11 protein-coding genes are annotated in these 17,590 nt (G+C 42.5%); all 11 read left to right on the top strand.

Annotated features, from left to right (window positions below; translation table 11 throughout):
- Positions 1-71 precede the first annotated feature (71 nt).
- The 11 genes from PTE_RS04960 (at position 72) to PTE_RS04910 (ending at position 17,543) form a co-directional block, all read left to right on the top strand.
- On the top strand, positions 72-338 hold the full coding sequence (locus PTE_RS04960; RefSeq protein WP_036843812.1) for a hypothetical protein: 267 nt from the start codon (positions 72-74) through the stop codon (positions 336-338).
- Positions 326-667: a type II toxin-antitoxin system RelE/ParE family toxin gene (locus PTE_RS04955; RefSeq protein ID WP_131601418.1), complete on the top strand. Its 342-nt coding sequence runs from the start codon at positions 326-328 to the stop codon at positions 665-667. The genes PTE_RS04960 and PTE_RS04955 overlap by 13 nt, the downstream gene beginning before the upstream one ends.
- A gap of 448 nt (positions 668-1,115) precedes the next feature.
- Positions 1,116-1,631: a prepilin peptidase-dependent protein gene (locus tag PTE_RS04950; protein ID WP_051477181.1), complete on the top strand. Its 516-nt coding sequence runs from the start codon at positions 1,116-1,118 to the stop codon at positions 1,629-1,631.
- A gap of 39 nt (positions 1,632-1,670) precedes the next feature.
- Entirely contained in the window at positions 1,671-2,261 is a 591-nt protein-coding gene (locus PTE_RS04945) for a prepilin peptidase-dependent protein (RefSeq protein ID WP_036843809.1), read from the top strand.
- Between the two features lie 5 nt (positions 2,262-2,266).
- Complete coding sequence (locus tag PTE_RS04940; protein ID WP_051477179.1) at positions 2,267-2,734, top strand: YgdB family protein; 468 nt, start codon at positions 2,267-2,269, stop codon at positions 2,732-2,734.
- Complete coding sequence (locus tag PTE_RS04935) at positions 2,731-3,117, top strand: prepilin-type N-terminal cleavage/methylation domain-containing protein (RefSeq protein ID WP_036843807.1); 387 nt, start codon at positions 2,731-2,733, stop codon at positions 3,115-3,117. Before PTE_RS04940 ends, PTE_RS04935 begins: the two co-directional genes overlap by 4 nt.
- Positions 3,095-6,466: an exodeoxyribonuclease V subunit gamma gene (recC, locus tag PTE_RS04930; protein WP_036843805.1), complete on the top strand. Its 3,372-nt coding sequence runs from the start codon at positions 3,095-3,097 to the stop codon at positions 6,464-6,466. The genes PTE_RS04935 and recC overlap by 23 nt, the downstream gene beginning before the upstream one ends.
- A 15-nt stretch (positions 6,467-6,481) precedes the next feature.
- Positions 6,482-9,370: a pitrilysin gene (gene ptrA, locus PTE_RS04925; protein ID WP_036843803.1), complete on the top strand. Its 2,889-nt coding sequence runs from the start codon at positions 6,482-6,484 to the stop codon at positions 9,368-9,370.
- The gene (recB, locus tag PTE_RS04920; RefSeq protein WP_036843802.1) at positions 9,367-12,975 is read left to right on the top strand and encodes an exodeoxyribonuclease V subunit beta; all 3,609 of its coding nucleotides are present in this window, start codon (positions 9,367-9,369) and stop codon (positions 12,973-12,975) included. Before ptrA ends, recB begins: the two co-directional genes overlap by 4 nt.
- Positions 12,975-14,819 (top strand): exodeoxyribonuclease V subunit alpha, encoded by a 1,845-nt coding sequence (gene recD, locus PTE_RS04915; protein ID WP_036843800.1) that lies wholly within the window; start codon positions 12,975-12,977, stop codon positions 14,817-14,819. The genes recB and recD overlap by 1 nt, the downstream gene beginning before the upstream one ends.
- A gap of 642 nt (positions 14,820-15,461) precedes the next feature.
- Positions 15,462-17,543: a TonB-dependent receptor gene (locus PTE_RS04910; protein ID WP_036843799.1), complete on the top strand. Its 2,082-nt coding sequence runs from the start codon at positions 15,462-15,464 to the stop codon at positions 17,541-17,543.
- The last annotated feature ends 47 nt before the right edge of the window (positions 17,544-17,590 follow it).

Here is a 17,590-nt window from a genome sequence, read left to right as displayed (position 1 = left end):
ATTATAAATTGTTCCCCTTTTCATTTTGGTGGTATAATATACAGATACACAGAAGTAGGAGGAAAAAGACCATGAATACCATTTCTCAAAAAAAAGCTAGGGATCTACTCAGTAACCCAGAGAATTTCGAGGGCGGCTTGTTTATTACCAAAAACGGAATATCTGAATTGTTTATTCAACCGGTAGCAGAACGTGAGAGGGAGCAAGCCGATAGAAACGCAGAAAGACAGGCGATGGCGTTGCTTAAAATCGCTATGCTGTCTAAGAAAGATATCATGGATGGTAGAAAAATGACCCCTGAAGAAGCACTTCGTAGACGCAGGGAATGTCGGACGTGATATATAAAGTTCAAGTTGCTGAAACAGCCTACCAGACACTTTCTATTATTGAAGACTACAAGGTTTACACAATGGGGTTGGAAGCGGCTCAAAATTTGGTAGATGATTTACTGATTGAATCATCGAGATTGATTGGGGAAAACCCGTTAGCATACGGCTATTCCTCAATGTTACTGGATAAAGGAATTCAATTTCACCAGTGGTTTTCCAAAGATCGGCAATTCCGTGCCATTTATGATGTAGTCGGGGGTGAAATTCAGATATTGGCATACGCAAGCACAAACCAAGATTTAATTACCCTCTTGTATCAACTACTGATCATACACTGATAACGAAAAGATTTTGTTGAAAGGACAAGTATCATTGCAGGAATTAGCGGGAATCCGACACAAAGCCGATGTAGGTCAGCCAAGGGATCTCTGAAAACAGAGCGTTAGCCCGTTCCTGAACGACTGCAAGATTGATCATGCTTTGTTTCTCCAGTAAGTCGTCGGTTAGTCTGTCGTATTCTGCGTGGGATACGATATATGAAGAGTTTTTTTTGATTATATTTATGAAACTTCTTCCTTATAGCCATATAAGCTTACAATGCATGATAATAATAAGAAACAAAAACGTCTATCCTTATTGATTTTTGCGAGGCTCTACGCAATTTAAATGTAACAATAATATGTTGTTATTTTTTTATTGATGCACTCTCGCATAAAATTCAATTATGTGTTTATTCTGTTTTTAAAACAAATAGAATGTTTTGCGAAAGGATGTAAGGAATTGTTAATGGAAGATAACATTAATATAATTGGTAGTGATAATATTGATAATCAATTAGGTTTTTCCTTATTGGAATTGATGATTGTTATTGTTCTGGTTTCAATATTTTCTTTATGGGGGATACAAGAATGGGGTGATCATCAGGAAAGAGTCAGGTTACAGGAATCAGTACAGAAAGTATTGACATTTATCGCCAGGCAGCAATCTATGGCGAATTATCTGAATAAAGAGGTGATATTGTGGCTGAAAACGGGAAAAGAGTGGTGTATAGCGCTTTCTAGATCTGCACTTGCTGATTGTGATTTAGAGAATGTTGAGGGTATAAAATCATCCTATCAGGATGTTGTTATAAGCTCAGCAACTAAGGAGCAGATAGAGTTTCATGGAATAAGAAATACGATGATGCCCGCGAGTTTTATCTTGGCTAATTCCGCAGGTGAAATATCAGTTATTTTTTCTTCACGAGGAAGAGTAAGATCATGTAGTAATAATAAGTTTAATAGTATTCCGGCTTGTGGTTAATTATGCTTTTTCTTATAAAATAAGTGATACTCTATTGTAATGATAAAACATAAAAACCAATCTGGAATGACATTGTTAGAAGTGATTGTAGCAATGGCTATTGGTACTATTATTTTACTGGCGATTGCCAAAAGTTACCCGGTTTTAACCAGACAAGTAATGGAGTTATATCAGCGATATCGTTTAGGATATTTTGTTAAACAAACATTGTATATTATAGAAAAAGACATTCGTCGTGCAGGATATTGCCAGCATTATTGCGATGGAAAGCCAATATTAATCAATAATAGAAATGATGAAAGTGAGGGTTCATGCCTGATTATTGCATACGATCTTAATATAAATAACCAATGGGAGCCACCAGAACACAGTGAATCAGAATTCTTTGGCTATCGTCTTAGTAATAAATCAGTGGAATGGAAAAGAGGTGCGGGTAACTGTCAGGAAAATGGCTGGGAAAGGCTATTTGACCCAAATGAGATAGTGGTAGATTCATTTAAAGCAGAAAAATTACCAACAAAAGATGGTTTAGTTTTTATCAAATTGACGCTTATTGCACATTGGTTTAAACATCCATCAATAAACTACCAATATCAGGCAGTAATACGTTTGCGCAATATCAGGGGATAAGTACCGTGACTGAGCATTCTCCAAATGTTTGCCTGCAATTTCAGCAAGGAAATGTATTGTTAATTTCAGTGCTGATGTTGCTGGCTGTGAGCCTTATGATGCTGAAAGCTTTACATCATCATCTGGATAACGCATTAATCATGATGGTTGATGAACGCAGATATTTAAAAGCTTTTCAGCAAGCAGAATCTGCATTGTCATGGGGAATGGCTCAGTCATGGCTACTTTATCGTGATAAAACAGAAGAGTGGTATTGCCTGCAACAGCAGGAGTTCCATTTAACAAGCTGTTTAAAAAGGTACTCAAGTAATTTTTTTCTGCTGAAAGGTGTGGCAGAAGTGGCATCCGGGCAATCTGTCGGATTGTATCAATGGATGAAATTAATCTCTTCTGGTGGAAGTGATTCTCTTATTCCGGTAGAAAGCGGTTGGCTGGATTTCTGTCCCGAGGCAGATACGGGGTTTTGTTTATGAAACCAAATCTTTTTCATGCTCATCAATTAGGGATGAGTTTGCCCGAAGTTATGGTTGCCGTTATGGTCTTTTCTGTCTCTTTACTGGGATTAATGCGTTATCATCAGGCACTATTATTTGGATTTCAGCAACATTGGCAACAATCAAAGGCGGATAAATTATCTTATGGATACCTGGAACAATATGAATTAATTGCAGGTCAAAGTGCTTTATCAGAATTAACACCGCCACCGGGATGGCATGCTGAATTTCAGACGACATATCAGTTATCTGATTGCTATCAGCTTACAGTTATAGTAACAACGTCTTATAATCAGCAAAGTAAAGCAAGCCGGTGGATTTGTTCAAACGGGAGTCCTGATGTTCAAGGTTTATCATTCTAATCAGTTGGATCTTCTTAAAGAGCTGATAACCATACTTATCGGAGATAACCCACTGACTGATCCGTTTGAGCAGGAAGTCATTCTGGTACAAAGCCCAGGAATGTCACAGTGGCTGCAAATCCAACTGGCTGAAAGAATAGGGATATCAGCCAATATTTCGTTTCCACTTCCGGCTACTTTTATCTGGGATATGTTTACCAAAGTATTGCCTGATATCCCGAAAGAAAGCGCTTTTAGTAAAGATGCCATGACATGGAAACTGATGGCGTTATTGCCTCAATTATTGCCAGAAGCAGAATTTGTCCCACTTAGGCACTATCTTGATCAGGATTTTGATAAACGGAAAATTCATCAATTGGCCGGGCGGGTTGCTGACCTGTTTGACCAATATCTTGTTTATCGCCCGCAATGGCTGGAAAGCTGGCAGCAAGGGCAGCTTATTGATGGTTTGAGTGATAATCAGTTATGGCAGAAAAGATTGTGGCTAGAATTAACGGAATATACCCACCAGCTACAACAACCTCAATGGCATCGTGCTAACTTGTATCGCCGTTTTATTTCGATATTGGAAAACAGTGCTGAACTTTCAGCTTGCTTACCGAAACGGGTATTTATCTGTGGTATTTCGGCTTTGCCGCCTGTGTATTTACAAGCCTTACAGGCATTGGGACAGCATATTGATATTCACCTGATGTTTACCAACCCATGTAAATACTATTGGGGAGATATTCAGAATTATGCTTTTCTGGCAAAACTGAGCAGCCGTAAACCGCGTCACTATAAAAATAAGCAGGAATTGGAATATTTTAAAGATCCTAGCAATGCTCAATCACTGTTTAACGATGAAGGTGAACAGGATATCAGTAACCCCTTGTTGGCGTCATGGGGGCGATTAGGGCGTGATAATCTTTATTTACTGTCGCAGCTTGAGCAAAGTTCGGATGTTCACGCTTTTGTCGAATTAGAACAAGATAACGTGTTACATCAGCTCCAAAGGGATATTCTCTATCTGGAGGATCATGCCCAGATTGGTTCAACAAAAGAAACATTTGAAAATAGCCTGCAAAAACGGCTGCTTGCTCCTTCGGATCGTTCTTTGTCTTTCCATGTTTGCCATAGCCCTCAACGGGAAGTGGAAATTTTACAGGATCAGCTTTTAAGGTTACTGGAAGATAATCCATCACTGACGCCAAGGGATATTATTGTGATGGTCGCGGATATCGACAATTATACGCCCTATGTTCAGGCGGTATTTGGTAATGTCTCTGCTGAACGTTATATTCCATTCGCAATTTCTGATCGCAAAGCCCGTCAAGCGCATTCAATTTTACAGGTATTTATTACACTGCTTGATTTACCTCAAAGCCGTTTTACCACTGAGCAGGTTTTAGCATTGCTGGAAGTTCCGGCGTTGGCGAATAAATTTGAAATTCATGAAGAGGGTTTACGTTTATTAAGGCGTTGGGTTGAAGAATCTGGTGTTCGCTGGGGGCTGGATGACGACAATGTGGAAGAGCTGTCCTTGCCGGTGACAGGCCAGCATACATGGCGTTTTGGGCTGACCAGAATGTTGTTGGGTTATGCCATGGATAGCCGGTCAGGCCCTTGGAAAGAGGTATTGCCTTATGATGAATCCAGCGGTTTAGCGGCGGAGCTTGCCGGGCAATTAGCTGAGTTTTTAATGCAATTGAGCTACTGGCGCAAAATTTTGGGTGAGAATCAGACGCTAATGGGTTGGTTACCTGTCTGTCAGCAATTGCTGGAAGCATTTTTCGTCGCAGACAGTGAAACTGAATTAGTACTGGCAATGATAGAGCAGCAGTGGCAGAAAGTGATAGGTAATGGCTTGAATGCCCGCTATCAGGAAATCGTGCCACTGGTTCTGTTGCGGGATGAATTGGCTCTCCGGTTTGATGATGAAAAAATAAGTCAGCGTTTTCTCGCAGGGTCTGTCAACTTTTGCACCCTAATGCCAATGCGTTCTATCCCCTTTAAGGTTGTCTGTTTATTGGGAATGAATGACGGTATTTATCCCCGTTCAATTCCACCGCTTGGGTTTGACCTGATGGCAGAAAAAAGTCAAAGGGGAGACAGAAAACGGCGGGATGATGATCGTTATTTATTCCTTGAAGCGCTGATATCCGCTGAACAGTTTCTTTATATTAGTTACATCGGTAAATCCATTCGTGATGATACGGAATGCAACCCTTCAGTGCTGGTTAATGAATTGCTGGATTATGTTTGCCAGAGTTTCTGCTTGCCAGGCAATGAAAAACTGAACGTTGATGAAAGCGCCGCTAATATCAGAAAACATCTGTTGTCTCTTCATACCCGGGTTCCATTTGCGCCGGCAAACTTTATACCGGGCAGTTATCAGCAAAGTTATGCCGGAGAGTGGCTACCGGCAGCGACTGAGCAAGGTGCTGCATATTCTGAATTTTGTCAGCCTGTCGAAACGGAACACATTCGGGAAATTACACTTGATGATTTAATCCGCTTTTACCGTCATCCCGTTCGGTTTTTTTTCCAGCGTTGTCTGAAAATAAACTTTGTCATTGAAGAAACGGAGTTACCTGAGGAAGAACCTTTTGTTTTGGATAATCTTCAACGTTATCAATTTAATCAGCTATTGTTGAATACACTCATTGAACAACAATCGCCTGAGCCGCTCTTCAACCGACTTCGTGCGGCTGGAGGGCTGCCTTTTGGTGCTTTTGGTGAAGTTTATTGGTTGAAGCAGCAAAAAGAGATGCAACCGCTGGCGGATAAAATTCGTGAACAACGAATAGAGACTTTCTCTGTCGATTTACATCATGATTTAGGGCAAGTCATTCTGACAGGACGAATTAATAAGGTACAGCCGGATGGTTTACTACGTTGGCGGCCGGCTAGTCTGACAGCAAATGATGGTATGCAGCTGTGGATTGAACATCTGGCTTACTGTCTTGCTGGTGGTCAGGGGGAAAGCCGCAGTTATGGGCGAGATAACAGTGAATGGCGCTTTGCCCCTGTGCCGTCAGAACAAGCGAAAGATTATTTGAATCAATTGGTTGAAGGTTATCAACGCGGAAGAACAATTCCTTTGCCCTTATTTTGTAAAAGTGGTTGGGTGTGGCTTTCAACATGCATGAATAAAGAAACGGGTGAGATTGACAGCAGTGATGAAATCCAATCAAAAGCTGAAAGCCAGCTACTGAAAGCCTGGCTTGGGGAGCAAGGGCGCAGAGGGGAAGGTGATGATCCTTATGTTCAGCGGGCTTTCAGGCAAGCTGATAAATTATTTTTAGCAAAACTTAAACAAGAAGCGCTCAGTTATTTGTTACCGATAGCGCGATATCAGAATACATAGGGAGAATATCCGATAATGCATAAACATCTTGTCCGCATGATTGCTGTGATGTTCCTGCTTTTCTGGGAAACGGCAGGTTATGCGCAAACACAACAGTGGCAGCCACTGCAAGAGACAATTTATAAAAGCGAAAATGATCACCGTCAGTATCAGGGAATCAAATTGGCAAACAATATGACGGTTTTGCTGGTGTCTGATGAGAAGGCGACAAAATCACTGGCAGCGGTATCGATTCCGGTTGGGAGTATGGAAAACCCTGACAGCCAGCTTGGGCTTGCACATTATCTGGAACATATGGTTCTGATGGGATCTGCGCGCTACCCACAGTCGGGTAGTTTATCTGAGTTTTTGCAAAAACACGGCGGTAGTTATAATGCCAGCACCGCCTCTTACCGTACGGCTTTCTACCTTGAAGTAGAAAATGAAGCGTTAGCTGATGCCACAGATCGTCTGGCTGATGCACTGGCTGAACCTCTGCTTGACCCGGTAAACGCAGATCGGGAGCGAAACGCAGTCAATGCGGAACTGACAATGGCGCGTTCTCGCGATGGGATGCGGGTTGCCCAAATACGATCAGAAACCCTGAACCCTAAGCATCCCAATGCCCGTTTTTCTGGTGGTAATCTGGAAACGCTGAAAGATAAACCGGGGAGTCAATTACAAACAGAACTGGTGGATTTCTATCAGCACTATTATTCAGCCAATCTGATGAAAGGTGTCATTTACGGTAATCAGCCTATTGATAAACTGGCTCAAATTGCTGTTGATACTTTTGGCCGGATACCGGACAGAAAAGCGAGCGTGCCGGCGATTACCGTCCCGGCAGTAACGGAAAAAGAGAAAGGAATTATTATCCATTATGTTCCTGCTCAACCGCAAAAAGCGTTGCAACTGGAGTTCAGTATTGACAATAACAGTGCTGATTTTCGCAGTAAAACGGATGAATATCTCGGTTATATGATAGGTAACCGCAGTTTGAATACGTTATCAGACTGGCTGCAATCTCAAGGGTTGGCTGAAAGTATCAACGCAGGTGCGGCACCGATGATTGACCGCAATAAAGGCATCTTTTTTATCTATGTGACGTTGACAGACAAAGGGCTTGAACAGCGGGATCAGGTTGTTGCGGCTATTTTTGCCTATATTAATTTGTTAAAACAAAAAGGCATTCAGAAAAGCTATTTTGATGAGATCGCTAAGGTTTTGAAGCTCTCTTTCCAATATGCTTCTATCGTTCGTGATATGCATTATATCGAATGGTTATCGGATGCAATGCTGCGAGTTCCTGTTTCTAATGTATTGAATTCCGGCTATGTGGCTGATGATTATAATCCGAAAGCAATTGCCAGTCGGCTTGCTGAATTAACGCCTGAAAATGCGCGTATCTGGTATATCAGCCCAAAAGAGCCGCACAATAAACAGGCTTATTTTGTCCAGGCGCCTTATCAGGTTGATCGAATCACATCGCAGCAGCGGACAAAATGGCAGCAGTTAGAGGAACAAATGAACTTTTCTCTGCCGGTGCCAAATCCTTATATTCCTGACGACTTGAAACTGATAAAAGCAGGTAAAAGTCAGAAGCATCCTGAGATGATTCTTGAACAGCAGAATCTCCGTTTGTTCTATATGCCGAGCCAATATTTTGCTAATGAGCCTAAAGCCAGCATCGTTCTTGATTTGCGCCATGCGGAAAGTCTGAATAGTGCCCGTAAGCAGGTAACTTCCTCTTTGCTTGATTATTTGGCAGGGCTTTCCCTTGACCAGTTGGGTTATCAGGCTTCCGTTGCAGGAATGAATATCTCCAGTGGCGCATCGCAGGGACTGCAATTAGGCGTCAGTGGCTACACTCAGAATTTGCCGCAACTCTTAACCTCTTTAATCAGTAATTATATGGCGTTTACACCAACTGAGAGTCAACTGGAACAAGCTAAATCCTGGTATCGTGAACAGATCGAGGTTTCTCATAACGGTAAAGCTTATGAAATGGCTATGCAGCCATTGAAGCGCCTTTCTGGGGTGCCTTACACTGAACAATCTGTTCGATTGAAAGAGCTGGAAACCATCACCGTTCAGGATATTGTTGAGTATCGTCATGAGATGATTAAAAACGCTGCTTTGCAGATGATGATCATGGGAAACCTGACCGAACAGCAGAGCAAAGTTATTGCTGAATCTGCCCATCATCAACTGGCGAATCAAGGAAGTCACTGGTGGAGTGGGAACAAGGTGGTGATTGATAAAAATTACCCGGTTAATTTCCAGCGTGCTGGCAGCAGTACCGACGGTGCTTTAGCTGAAGTTTATATCCCGACGGGGTATGACCGCATAGAAGGTTATGTTTATTCCAGTTTGTTGAGCAATATGCTTCAGCCTTGGTTCTATGAGCAGCTAAGAACGACGGAACAATTGGGGTATGCGGTGTTTGCTTTCAATACCAGTGTCGGGGAACAGTGGGGGTTGGGTTTCCTGCTGCAAAGTAACAGTAAACAACCAAAATACTTGAATCAGCGTTATCTGGATTTCTATCAGAAAGCCGCGGGTAAACTGGAAGCGATGTCTCAAACTGATTTTGAGCAGTACAAAAATGCGCTGATTAATGAAAGGCAGCAGCCGCCACAAACTTTCTATTCCGAAGTTGCCCGTTTCTCCGGTGATTTTAGTCGCAATAACTTTAGTTTTGATAGCCGAGATAAGATGCTGGAGGCACTAAAGAAAACCACACAGAAGCAACTGATTCATTTCTATCAGGATGCGGTAGTCAAACATCGCGGACTGTCATTTATTTCCCAAGTGATTGGCAAATCAGCAAACCCGGATGGATATGCGAAATTGAAAGGTTGGAAAACTTATCATAATGTCACTGAACTTCAGAAACAGTTACCTGTTGAGGTAAGAACTCAGTGAGTACAGAGATATCTGTCCATAGGCTTAATGCATTAACTCTGCCGCTGAATGGTCAGCGGCTGATCGAAGCTTCTGCTGGGACGGGTAAAACCTACACCATTGGCATTTTATATCTCCGTTTGCTACTTGGATTGGGGAAAGATGCCGCTTTTCCACGGCCTTTAAGCGTGGAAGAAATTCTGGTGGTGACGTTTACTGAAGCCGCAACAGATGAGCTGCGTGGCCGAATCCGTGAAAATATTCATAAACTTCGCCTGGCTTGTATTCGAAGCGAAGTAGAAAGTGCAGGATCCGACTATCAACAGCTATTGGATGAAATCCCGGATAAAGAACAAGCGGCTATCTGGTTGCTGGCAGCCGAGCGGCAGATGGATGAAGCCGCGATTTATACCATTCATGGTTTTTGTCAGAGAATGTTGGCGCATAATGCTTTTGAATCTGGGATTTTGTTTGAACAGACATTAATTCAGGATCAACATCCATTGGAAAAACAAGGGTGTGCTGATTTCTGGCGCCGTTACTGCTATCCATTGCCGTTGTCAATGGCAATGGTCATCAGTCAGGAATGGAGTGGGCCGGAAGCACTGTTAGCTGAATTACACCCTTATTTACAAGGGGATATGCCACATATTGTTGATGCGCCAGACAGTGATGAAACGCTGTTAAGCCGTCATGAGAAAATTATCCAGTTGATCAGCGGTGTTAAATGCCAATGGAATGAAGTGGCTGGAAAATTGCATGATTTAATTGCGGGTTCCGGTGTAGACAAGAGAAGTTATAGTAGTAAGCACTTACCAAATTGGCTGAACAGAGTCACTGATTGGGTTCAGGAACCTACAGAGGATTATCAGTTGCCAAAAGAGCTGGAGAAATTCCGGCAGTCGGTATTAGCAGAAAAGACAAAGAAAGGTGATGTACCTAAGCATTCACTTTTTGTTGCTATCGATGATTTATATCAGCAACCACTGACCTTACGTGATTTGATTATCTCCAGAGCGATTGTTGAAATTCGCCAATCAATCCGCCGGGAAAAATTGATACGTGGCCAGATGGGGTTTGATGATTTATTAACCCGTCTTGATGATGCTTTGAAAGGCCCGGGCAGTGATTTGCTTGCTCAAACTATCCGTCAGCGCTATCCGGTTGCGTTGATTGATGAGTTTCAGGATACCGATCCACAGCAATACCGAATTTTCCATACCATCTATGGCGATCAGCCTGAAAATGGGTTGCTATTTATCGGCGACCCTAAGCAGGCTATTTATGCATTTCGTGGTGCAGATATTTTCACTTATATTCGTGCCCGCTCTCAGGTAAGTGCTCACTATACTCTGGAGACAAACTGGCGTTCTGCCTGCTCAATGGTACAGGCAATAAACAAGTTGTTTATGCGTTCAGAAAATCCATTTTTGTTTGAACAGATCCCCTTTATTGAAGTTTCTGCGGCAGAGAAAAACCGGGGACTCTCTTTTAGCTATGATGGTCAAGAGCAGGCAGCGTTGAATTTCTGGTTACAGCCAGGAGAAGGGATTTCTACCGGAGATTATGAACAAACAATGTCACGGCTTTGTGCCGCGCAAATTCGTGATTGGTTGCAGGCTGGCAGTGAAGGACGTGCGCTGTTACATAAAGGAGATGATCCCCGGCCTGTGACGGCTGCCGACATGACTGTTTTGGTGCGTAGCAGAAAGGAAGCCATACTGATCCGTAATGCACTTAACTTGTTATCTATTCCTTCCGTATTTCTTTCTAACCGGGAAAGCGTATTTGAGACCGCGGAAGCAAAGGATGTTCTTTGGTTACTGCAAGCGGTATTGTCGCCAGAGAAGGAACGTGTTCTGAGAAGTGCACTTGCCAGTGGTTTGTTTGGTTTGACTGCTCGTCAGATAGACAAGCTGAATCATGATGAAAAGGCGTGGGATCAGTTAGTTGATGAGTTTGATGGTTATTTCCGCCTGTGGCAACGCCGTGGTGTATTACCGATGTTACGGGCAGTAATAACAAACCATCATATTGCCGAAAATTTGCTGGTGAGTTATGAGGGTGAACGGCGTTTGATGGATGTGATGCATATTGGTGAGTTGTTGCAGGAGATATCTTTACAACTCGACAGTGAACATGCGGTTATTCGTTGGCTGGCTCAACAAATATCTCATCCTGATCCGCAGTCGGAAAGCCAGCAAATGCGGCTGGAAAGTGATCGCCATTTGGTACAAATATGTACTATCCATAAATCTAAAGGATTGGAATATCCGCTGGTATGGTTGCCATTTGTTTGTAATTTCAGGGCGCAGAAACGGGCGATATATCATGATCGTACAAGTTTTGCTACTTGCCTTGATATTTTTCCTGATGAGGAAACGATCAAACTGGCGGAACAAGAGCGGCTGGCAGAAGATTTGCGTTTGCTTTATGTCGCATTGACGCGCTCTGTTTACCATTGCAGTGTCGGTGTGGCTCCGCTGATAAAAGGTAATAAGAAAAAGGCCGGAGATACCGATCTGCATCAGTGTGCTCTGGGTTACCTGCTCCAAAAAGGAGTTAAAGGTGATGCTGATTTTCTGGCGAAATGTCTTAAAGAATTAAGTGGGGATGGAATTGTTGTCTCCTCAATCGGTGATACTGATGATCGTCCATGGCAATCACAAAGCCAAAATGATTTATTGCTGTCGGCAAGGCAGTTTAATCGCAGGATTCAGGATGATTGGCGGATCACCAGTTATTCTGGTTTACAAAACTCTGCTGTTCATTATGGTAATACTTCCCCCCGTATTGTTGGAGAAGAGTCTATTGAGGTTATTGTTCAGTCTATCGCGCCAAAGTTGGATGTTGATGCCAGTGGTGAAAAACAAATAGCAGAACAACCTGAAATGACACCACATACGTTTCCACGGGGAGCCTCTGCGGGGACTTTTTTGCACTCTATTCTGGAAGAGCTTGATTTCAGCCAATTGCCTGATGAGAAATGGTTGGCAGAACAACTGAAATCGGCCGGGTTTGATGAACACTGGAGTGGGGTATTACAACAGTGGATGGCAGATATTTTTACGACTCCATTGAGTGATGACGGTATACAGCTTGCAGAAATTCCGCTTCATCACCAACAGGATGAAATGCAGTTTTATCTGCCGGTCGAACAACTTTTGCTATCTCAGGAGCTGGATGCGGTGATGCGTCGTTACGACCCTGTTTCTGCCCGCTGCCCTCAACTGGAGTTTCAGCAGGTGAAAGGGATGCTGAAAGGGTTTATTGATTTGGTCTTCTGTTGGCAAGGCCGGTTTTATGTATTGGATTACAAATCAAACTGGTTGGGCGAGGGGAGTCAGGCTTATACCCGAGAAGCGATGGAAACAGCCATGATTGAGCATCGTTATGATCTGCAATACCAGCTTTATACACTGGCATTGCATCGTTACTTGCGTCACAGACTGGTTAATTATGATTACCAACAACATTTTGGCGGTGTGATTTATCTGTTCCTGAGGGGAATCGATAAACAACAGCCGGGAAATGGTATTTTCAGTTGTCGCGCTGCGGCTGAATTTGTCGATGCTTTGGATCTGCTTTTCCGTGGTAATGAACAGCCTGATAAAGAGAAAAATTGATGATTTCGTTATTACGACAGGCCGTAGACCTCAGGCTCCTGCGTTCATTGGATTTACAGTTTGCTCATACGTTGATTGAGGATGAAGATCCTGTTCTGTTGCTGGTAATGGCGTTGTTGAGTGCTGAAACCGGTACCGGCCACGTTTGCCTGCCGGTTAACCGGATAACACCTGAACATTTTTTTGATGGGCGACATCGTGAATTTGCGGAGCAACTATGGCAAATTGCGGGAAAACCTGATGAGCAGAGTTTACTGGCGGCACTGGAAAACTGTGCCGCCGTCAGTGATGGTTTTCAACCAACGCCTGTTGTGCTCTCGTATGGCCGACTTTATTTACAGAGGATGTGGCAAAGTGAATGCCAGGTGGCTGCTTTTTTCTCTGCTAATCAATCAGCCGATAGTATTCAGGAAGAGCAGCTGAGAACTATTCTGGATGAATTATTCATTCTGTCTGATGAAACCGCGGACTGGCAAAGGGTGGCTGCCGCTGTAGCAGTGACTAGCAGAGTTTCGGTTATCTCTGGCGGGCCGGGAACCGGTAAAACGACAACGGTTGCTAAGTTGTTGGCTGCCTTAATCAAACTTAGTCCGGATAAAAAGCAGGTTATCCAACTGGCGGCTCCGACAGGAAAAGCGGCCGCCAGATTGACCGAATCTCTTAACAGCGTAGTTAGAAAATTGCCTCTGACAGAGAAACAGTTTGAATCTATGCCAGATCAGGCACAGACGATTCATCGATTGTTGGGCGCTCAACCTGATAGCCAGCGGTTGCGTTATGACCGGGATAACCCACTGAATCTGGATGTGCTGGTGGTGGATGAAGCTTCAATGGTGGATTTACCCATGATAGCCAGGTTGATTGATGCATTGCCACCCAAGGCGAAAATCGTTCTGCTCGGTGACCGTGATCAATTGGCGTCAGTGGAAGCTGGAGCAGTGTTGGGGGATATTTGCCGTTTTGCTGAGTTGGGATACAGCGCTGTAAGAGCGGAACAACTAAGTTGGTTGACGGGATGCCATTTGGTTGCAGGCGATCAGGAAAACGCTCCAGAGGTTCGTGATCGTCTGTGTCTGTTGCGCAAAAGCTACCGCTTTGATGCAAATTCAGGAATTGGGCAACTTGCTGCGGCAGTTAATCAGGGAAAGAGCCGGGAAGCTCTGGCTATTCTGCAACAGCCATTGAATGATATCTGTTTCTACCCGTTGTTTGGGGACGAAGATTATCAGCGGTTGCTGACAGAAACGGTATCGGGTTATCACTCTTATTTGCAACTGGTGGCAAAGCAGGCGCCTGCAAAAGAAATTCTGGCTGAATTTAACCGCTATCGCTTGTTGTGTGCACTCAGAGAGGGGCCATTTGGTGTTAGTGGGCTTAACGAGCGAATAGAACAGCTATTGCATCTTCAGGGGCTGATCCGTCGCCCCGCTGGGATTTTCAGCCGTGGTTATGCTGGCCGGCCAGTCATGATTGCCCGTAATGACAGTACACTCGGCCTGTTTAATGGCGATATCGGTATTATGCTCAGGGACGAAAATAATGAGCTGCGTGCGTATTTTCAACTGTCCGATGGACAGATTAAAGGGATTCAGCCGAGTCGTTTGCCACAGCATGAAACCGCGTATGTGATGACAGTACATAAATCCCAGGGTTCAGAATTTGAGCATACGGCTCTGGTATTGCCAACACAGTTTGTACCGGTTGTCAGCCGCGAACTGGTCTATACAGCGATGACCCGTGCCAGAGAAAAGTTGACTCTTTATGCACATGAGGCGGTATTGCGTCAGGCTATTCAGACGCCGACACAAAGGCGAAGCGGGCTGGCTGAACGGCTGAGTCAGTAGGTGGATTAGTAAGAAACGCCGGTCTTTGTTGACAGCCTCGGATCAGAGGGAGGGCAGTCAATGTTTCCTATTGTTAGAAAAAATGAGTCGAGGTGATAGCGGTAAATTTATTATCAGTAAATTTGAGTTTGGTTTATTGGATATAATAGCGTCAGGCTGATGATATTAATAATACACTGTATCTATATATTTAAATTTTTTCATCATTTCGGCATATTTATATTAGATAATAATGAAATATTTAAAATGCATTGAGTGGATAAATAATTATTTTGTATTGCTTGGGCTTACTCTTTACTATAAAAACAGTAAATAAAATAGCCTAATGAAATAGGGACTTAAGTATTTGAGCTATGTTCTGTGTTTTGGCAAGGACTCAGTTTGTGTCTCAGATCTGAATAATTTAACCGCCTTAACAAATTTGGATAATAATTAATCTTAATTAAAACAATAAGTTGAATTGAAAATTGAGGTGTGTTATTTTCTTCACAATGATAATAATGCAAGTGGTTATCATTTGCATTTGCATTTTTTTTTAGTTGTTTATATAATTCCTCAAGTTTTTTACTAATGGATGGTAAAAGCGTTTTTGCCGGTATTATTGAATGCCTATACCCGCTTCTTCTTGGAGATTAGCTATCTATGTTAAAGCATAGCGTAACCACTATTGCTGTGTTATCTGTTTTTTATTCTCATCAGAGTTTGGCAAATAAAAATAGCAAAACAGATTCGTTGGATACCATTGTTGTAACTGCGGAGAAAGTTTCTGCGGATCAGCAAAAAACAGCAATAAGTATGACGGCATTATCTGATTTTGATATTGAACGGAAAGGGATTGAAAACTTTTACGAAGTCGTTTCAGAAGTTCCCAATTTATATATGATAAAAGCAGGTAACCCATCTGATGCTGGGTTTATTTCATTACGTGGTGTGACGCCCGGAATGGAAGGGGAACAAGCGGTCGGTTTCTTTACCGATGGTGTATATAGCCATTCATTTGATACCGAATTACTGGATATTGAACGTATTGAAGTATTACGTGGCCCACAGGCAACATTATATGGCCGCAATACTGAAGCGGGGGTCATTAATATCATTACCAAAGATCCCGATCCGGTAACCGAACGGAAACTTGGCTTTTCATATGGTAATTATAATCGTTTGCAGACTACAGCTATTTTAGGTGGTGGCATTGATGAATATGGCGATTGGTCTTACCGTACAGCATTACGTTATTTGAATAGCGACGGTTATTTTAAACGGGATTATGATAATAAAAAGAATATAAATGATATTAATGATTTTAACGGCAGATTTAAGCTGCGCTGGCAGCCATCAGATGGGCCGTGGGATATTATTACTACGTTTGATGCACAAAACCGCAGAAATGGAAACGCTTCATTTTCACCGCTCGATAAAATAAAGAGAGGGACAAAATCGATAGATTCTGATTATGCAGGTAAATCAGATGCTAATATTTATAAAGGATCTATTAAAGCGGTTTATCAATGGGATCGCATGGATCTGACTTCAATTAGTGCATATACTTCAGAAGATAAAAAAGATTACCAGGATCTCGATTTTACCCGTAAATCACATTCAAAATTGCTAATTGACCGTAAACAAGATTACTTCTCTCAGGAATTACGTCTTAATTCTAAAAATACCGGGCCATTTAACTGGTTGATTGGTATGTATTATTTCAATCAGGATGATAAATTAGATATTGATTACAGGATGTTACAGTTCGGATATCAGGTTAAGAATACCAACGTTAAGACCAATAATTATGCTCTGTTTGGTAATACCAGTTATTATCTTATGGATAATGTAGAGCTGGTTGCTGGGCTGCGTTATGACTATGAGAAAAAGAATCTGAAATTCGGCAAGACAGAAAATTTCTCAGGAATAACCAGAGAAAATTTGACGGATAAACTCTCTTTTGATGCCTGGTTACCGAAAGCTGGGGTCAATTATTATGCTACGGATAACGCTATGTTATATGCCAGTATTGCCCGTGGTTATAAAAGTGGAGGGTTTAACAGTTTGGCACCTAAGGATCAGCGCCGTTTTGATGCTGAATACACAACCAACTATGAAATTGGTCTGAAATCAGAATGGTTGGATAAGACAGTGCGCTGGAATACCGCATTATTTTGGATTGACTTTACCGATCAGCAGGTTGAAAAGCAGTTTTATCCAGAATCCGTTACCCAGAATGCAGGGAAATCAATCAGTAGAGGGCTTGAATCGGAAATTTCCTGGAGAGTGATTAAGGGGCTGACATTATCTGCTAATGCAGGTTTCAATGATGCTCACTTTACTGAGTTTAAAGACAATATTTATGACAAAAGTGGAAAAATTGTAGGTGTTACTGATTATAAAGATAAACGCCCGGCAAATACACCAAACTACACCTATGGTGTCGGTGTCGATTATAGTTTCTTGAACGGATACTTTATCCGTGCGGATTATAATGTTGCTGGTAAAGTTTATTTTGATAATGCTAATTCTCAGAAGCAGTCTAATTATGGCTTGTTGAATCTTCGGGCTGGATATGAAACACCAGATTACGATATTACATTCTGGGCGAAGAATTTGTTAAATAAGACTTATGTTACTCGTGCATTCCCAATGGGTGACCCAATGACTGGAGAGAACGGTTGGTATGGTCGTGCAGGAGAACCTCTAACTTATGGTGCGACAGTCAATATTAAGTTCTGATAAATAGTAAACTGAATGATTACACAAACCACCACAACAATCCCTGT

This window comes from Photorhabdus khanii NC19 (genome assembly GCF_000517265.1).
GTDB classification, from domain to species: Bacteria; Pseudomonadota; Gammaproteobacteria; order Enterobacterales; family Enterobacteriaceae; genus Photorhabdus; species Photorhabdus khanii.
Note: the sequence above shows the minus strand (reverse complement) of the source record. Positions and strands in the feature narration are given on the sequence as shown.

Coding starts and splice junctions, on each gene's coding strand:
- PTE_RS04960 (WP_036843812.1), top strand. CDS start 72: ATGAATACCATTTCTCAAAAAAAAGCTAGGGATCTACTCAGTAACCCA.
- PTE_RS04955 (WP_131601418.1), top strand. CDS start 326: ATGTCGGACGTGATATATAAAGTTCAAGTTGCTGAAACAGCCTACCAG.
- PTE_RS04950 (WP_051477181.1), top strand. CDS start 1,116: ATGGAAGATAACATTAATATAATTGGTAGTGATAATATTGATAATCAA.
- PTE_RS04945 (WP_036843809.1), top strand. CDS start 1,671: ATGATAAAACATAAAAACCAATCTGGAATGACATTGTTAGAAGTGATT.
- PTE_RS04935 (WP_036843807.1), top strand. CDS start 2,731: ATGAAACCAAATCTTTTTCATGCTCATCAATTAGGGATGAGTTTGCCC.
- recC (WP_036843805.1), top strand. CDS start 3,095: ATGTTCAAGGTTTATCATTCTAATCAGTTGGATCTTCTTAAAGAGCTG.
- ptrA (WP_036843803.1), top strand. CDS start 6,482: ATGCATAAACATCTTGTCCGCATGATTGCTGTGATGTTCCTGCTTTTC.
- recD (WP_036843800.1), top strand. CDS start 12,975: ATGATTTCGTTATTACGACAGGCCGTAGACCTCAGGCTCCTGCGTTCA.
- PTE_RS04910 (WP_036843799.1), top strand. CDS start 15,462: ATGTTAAAGCATAGCGTAACCACTATTGCTGTGTTATCTGTTTTTTAT.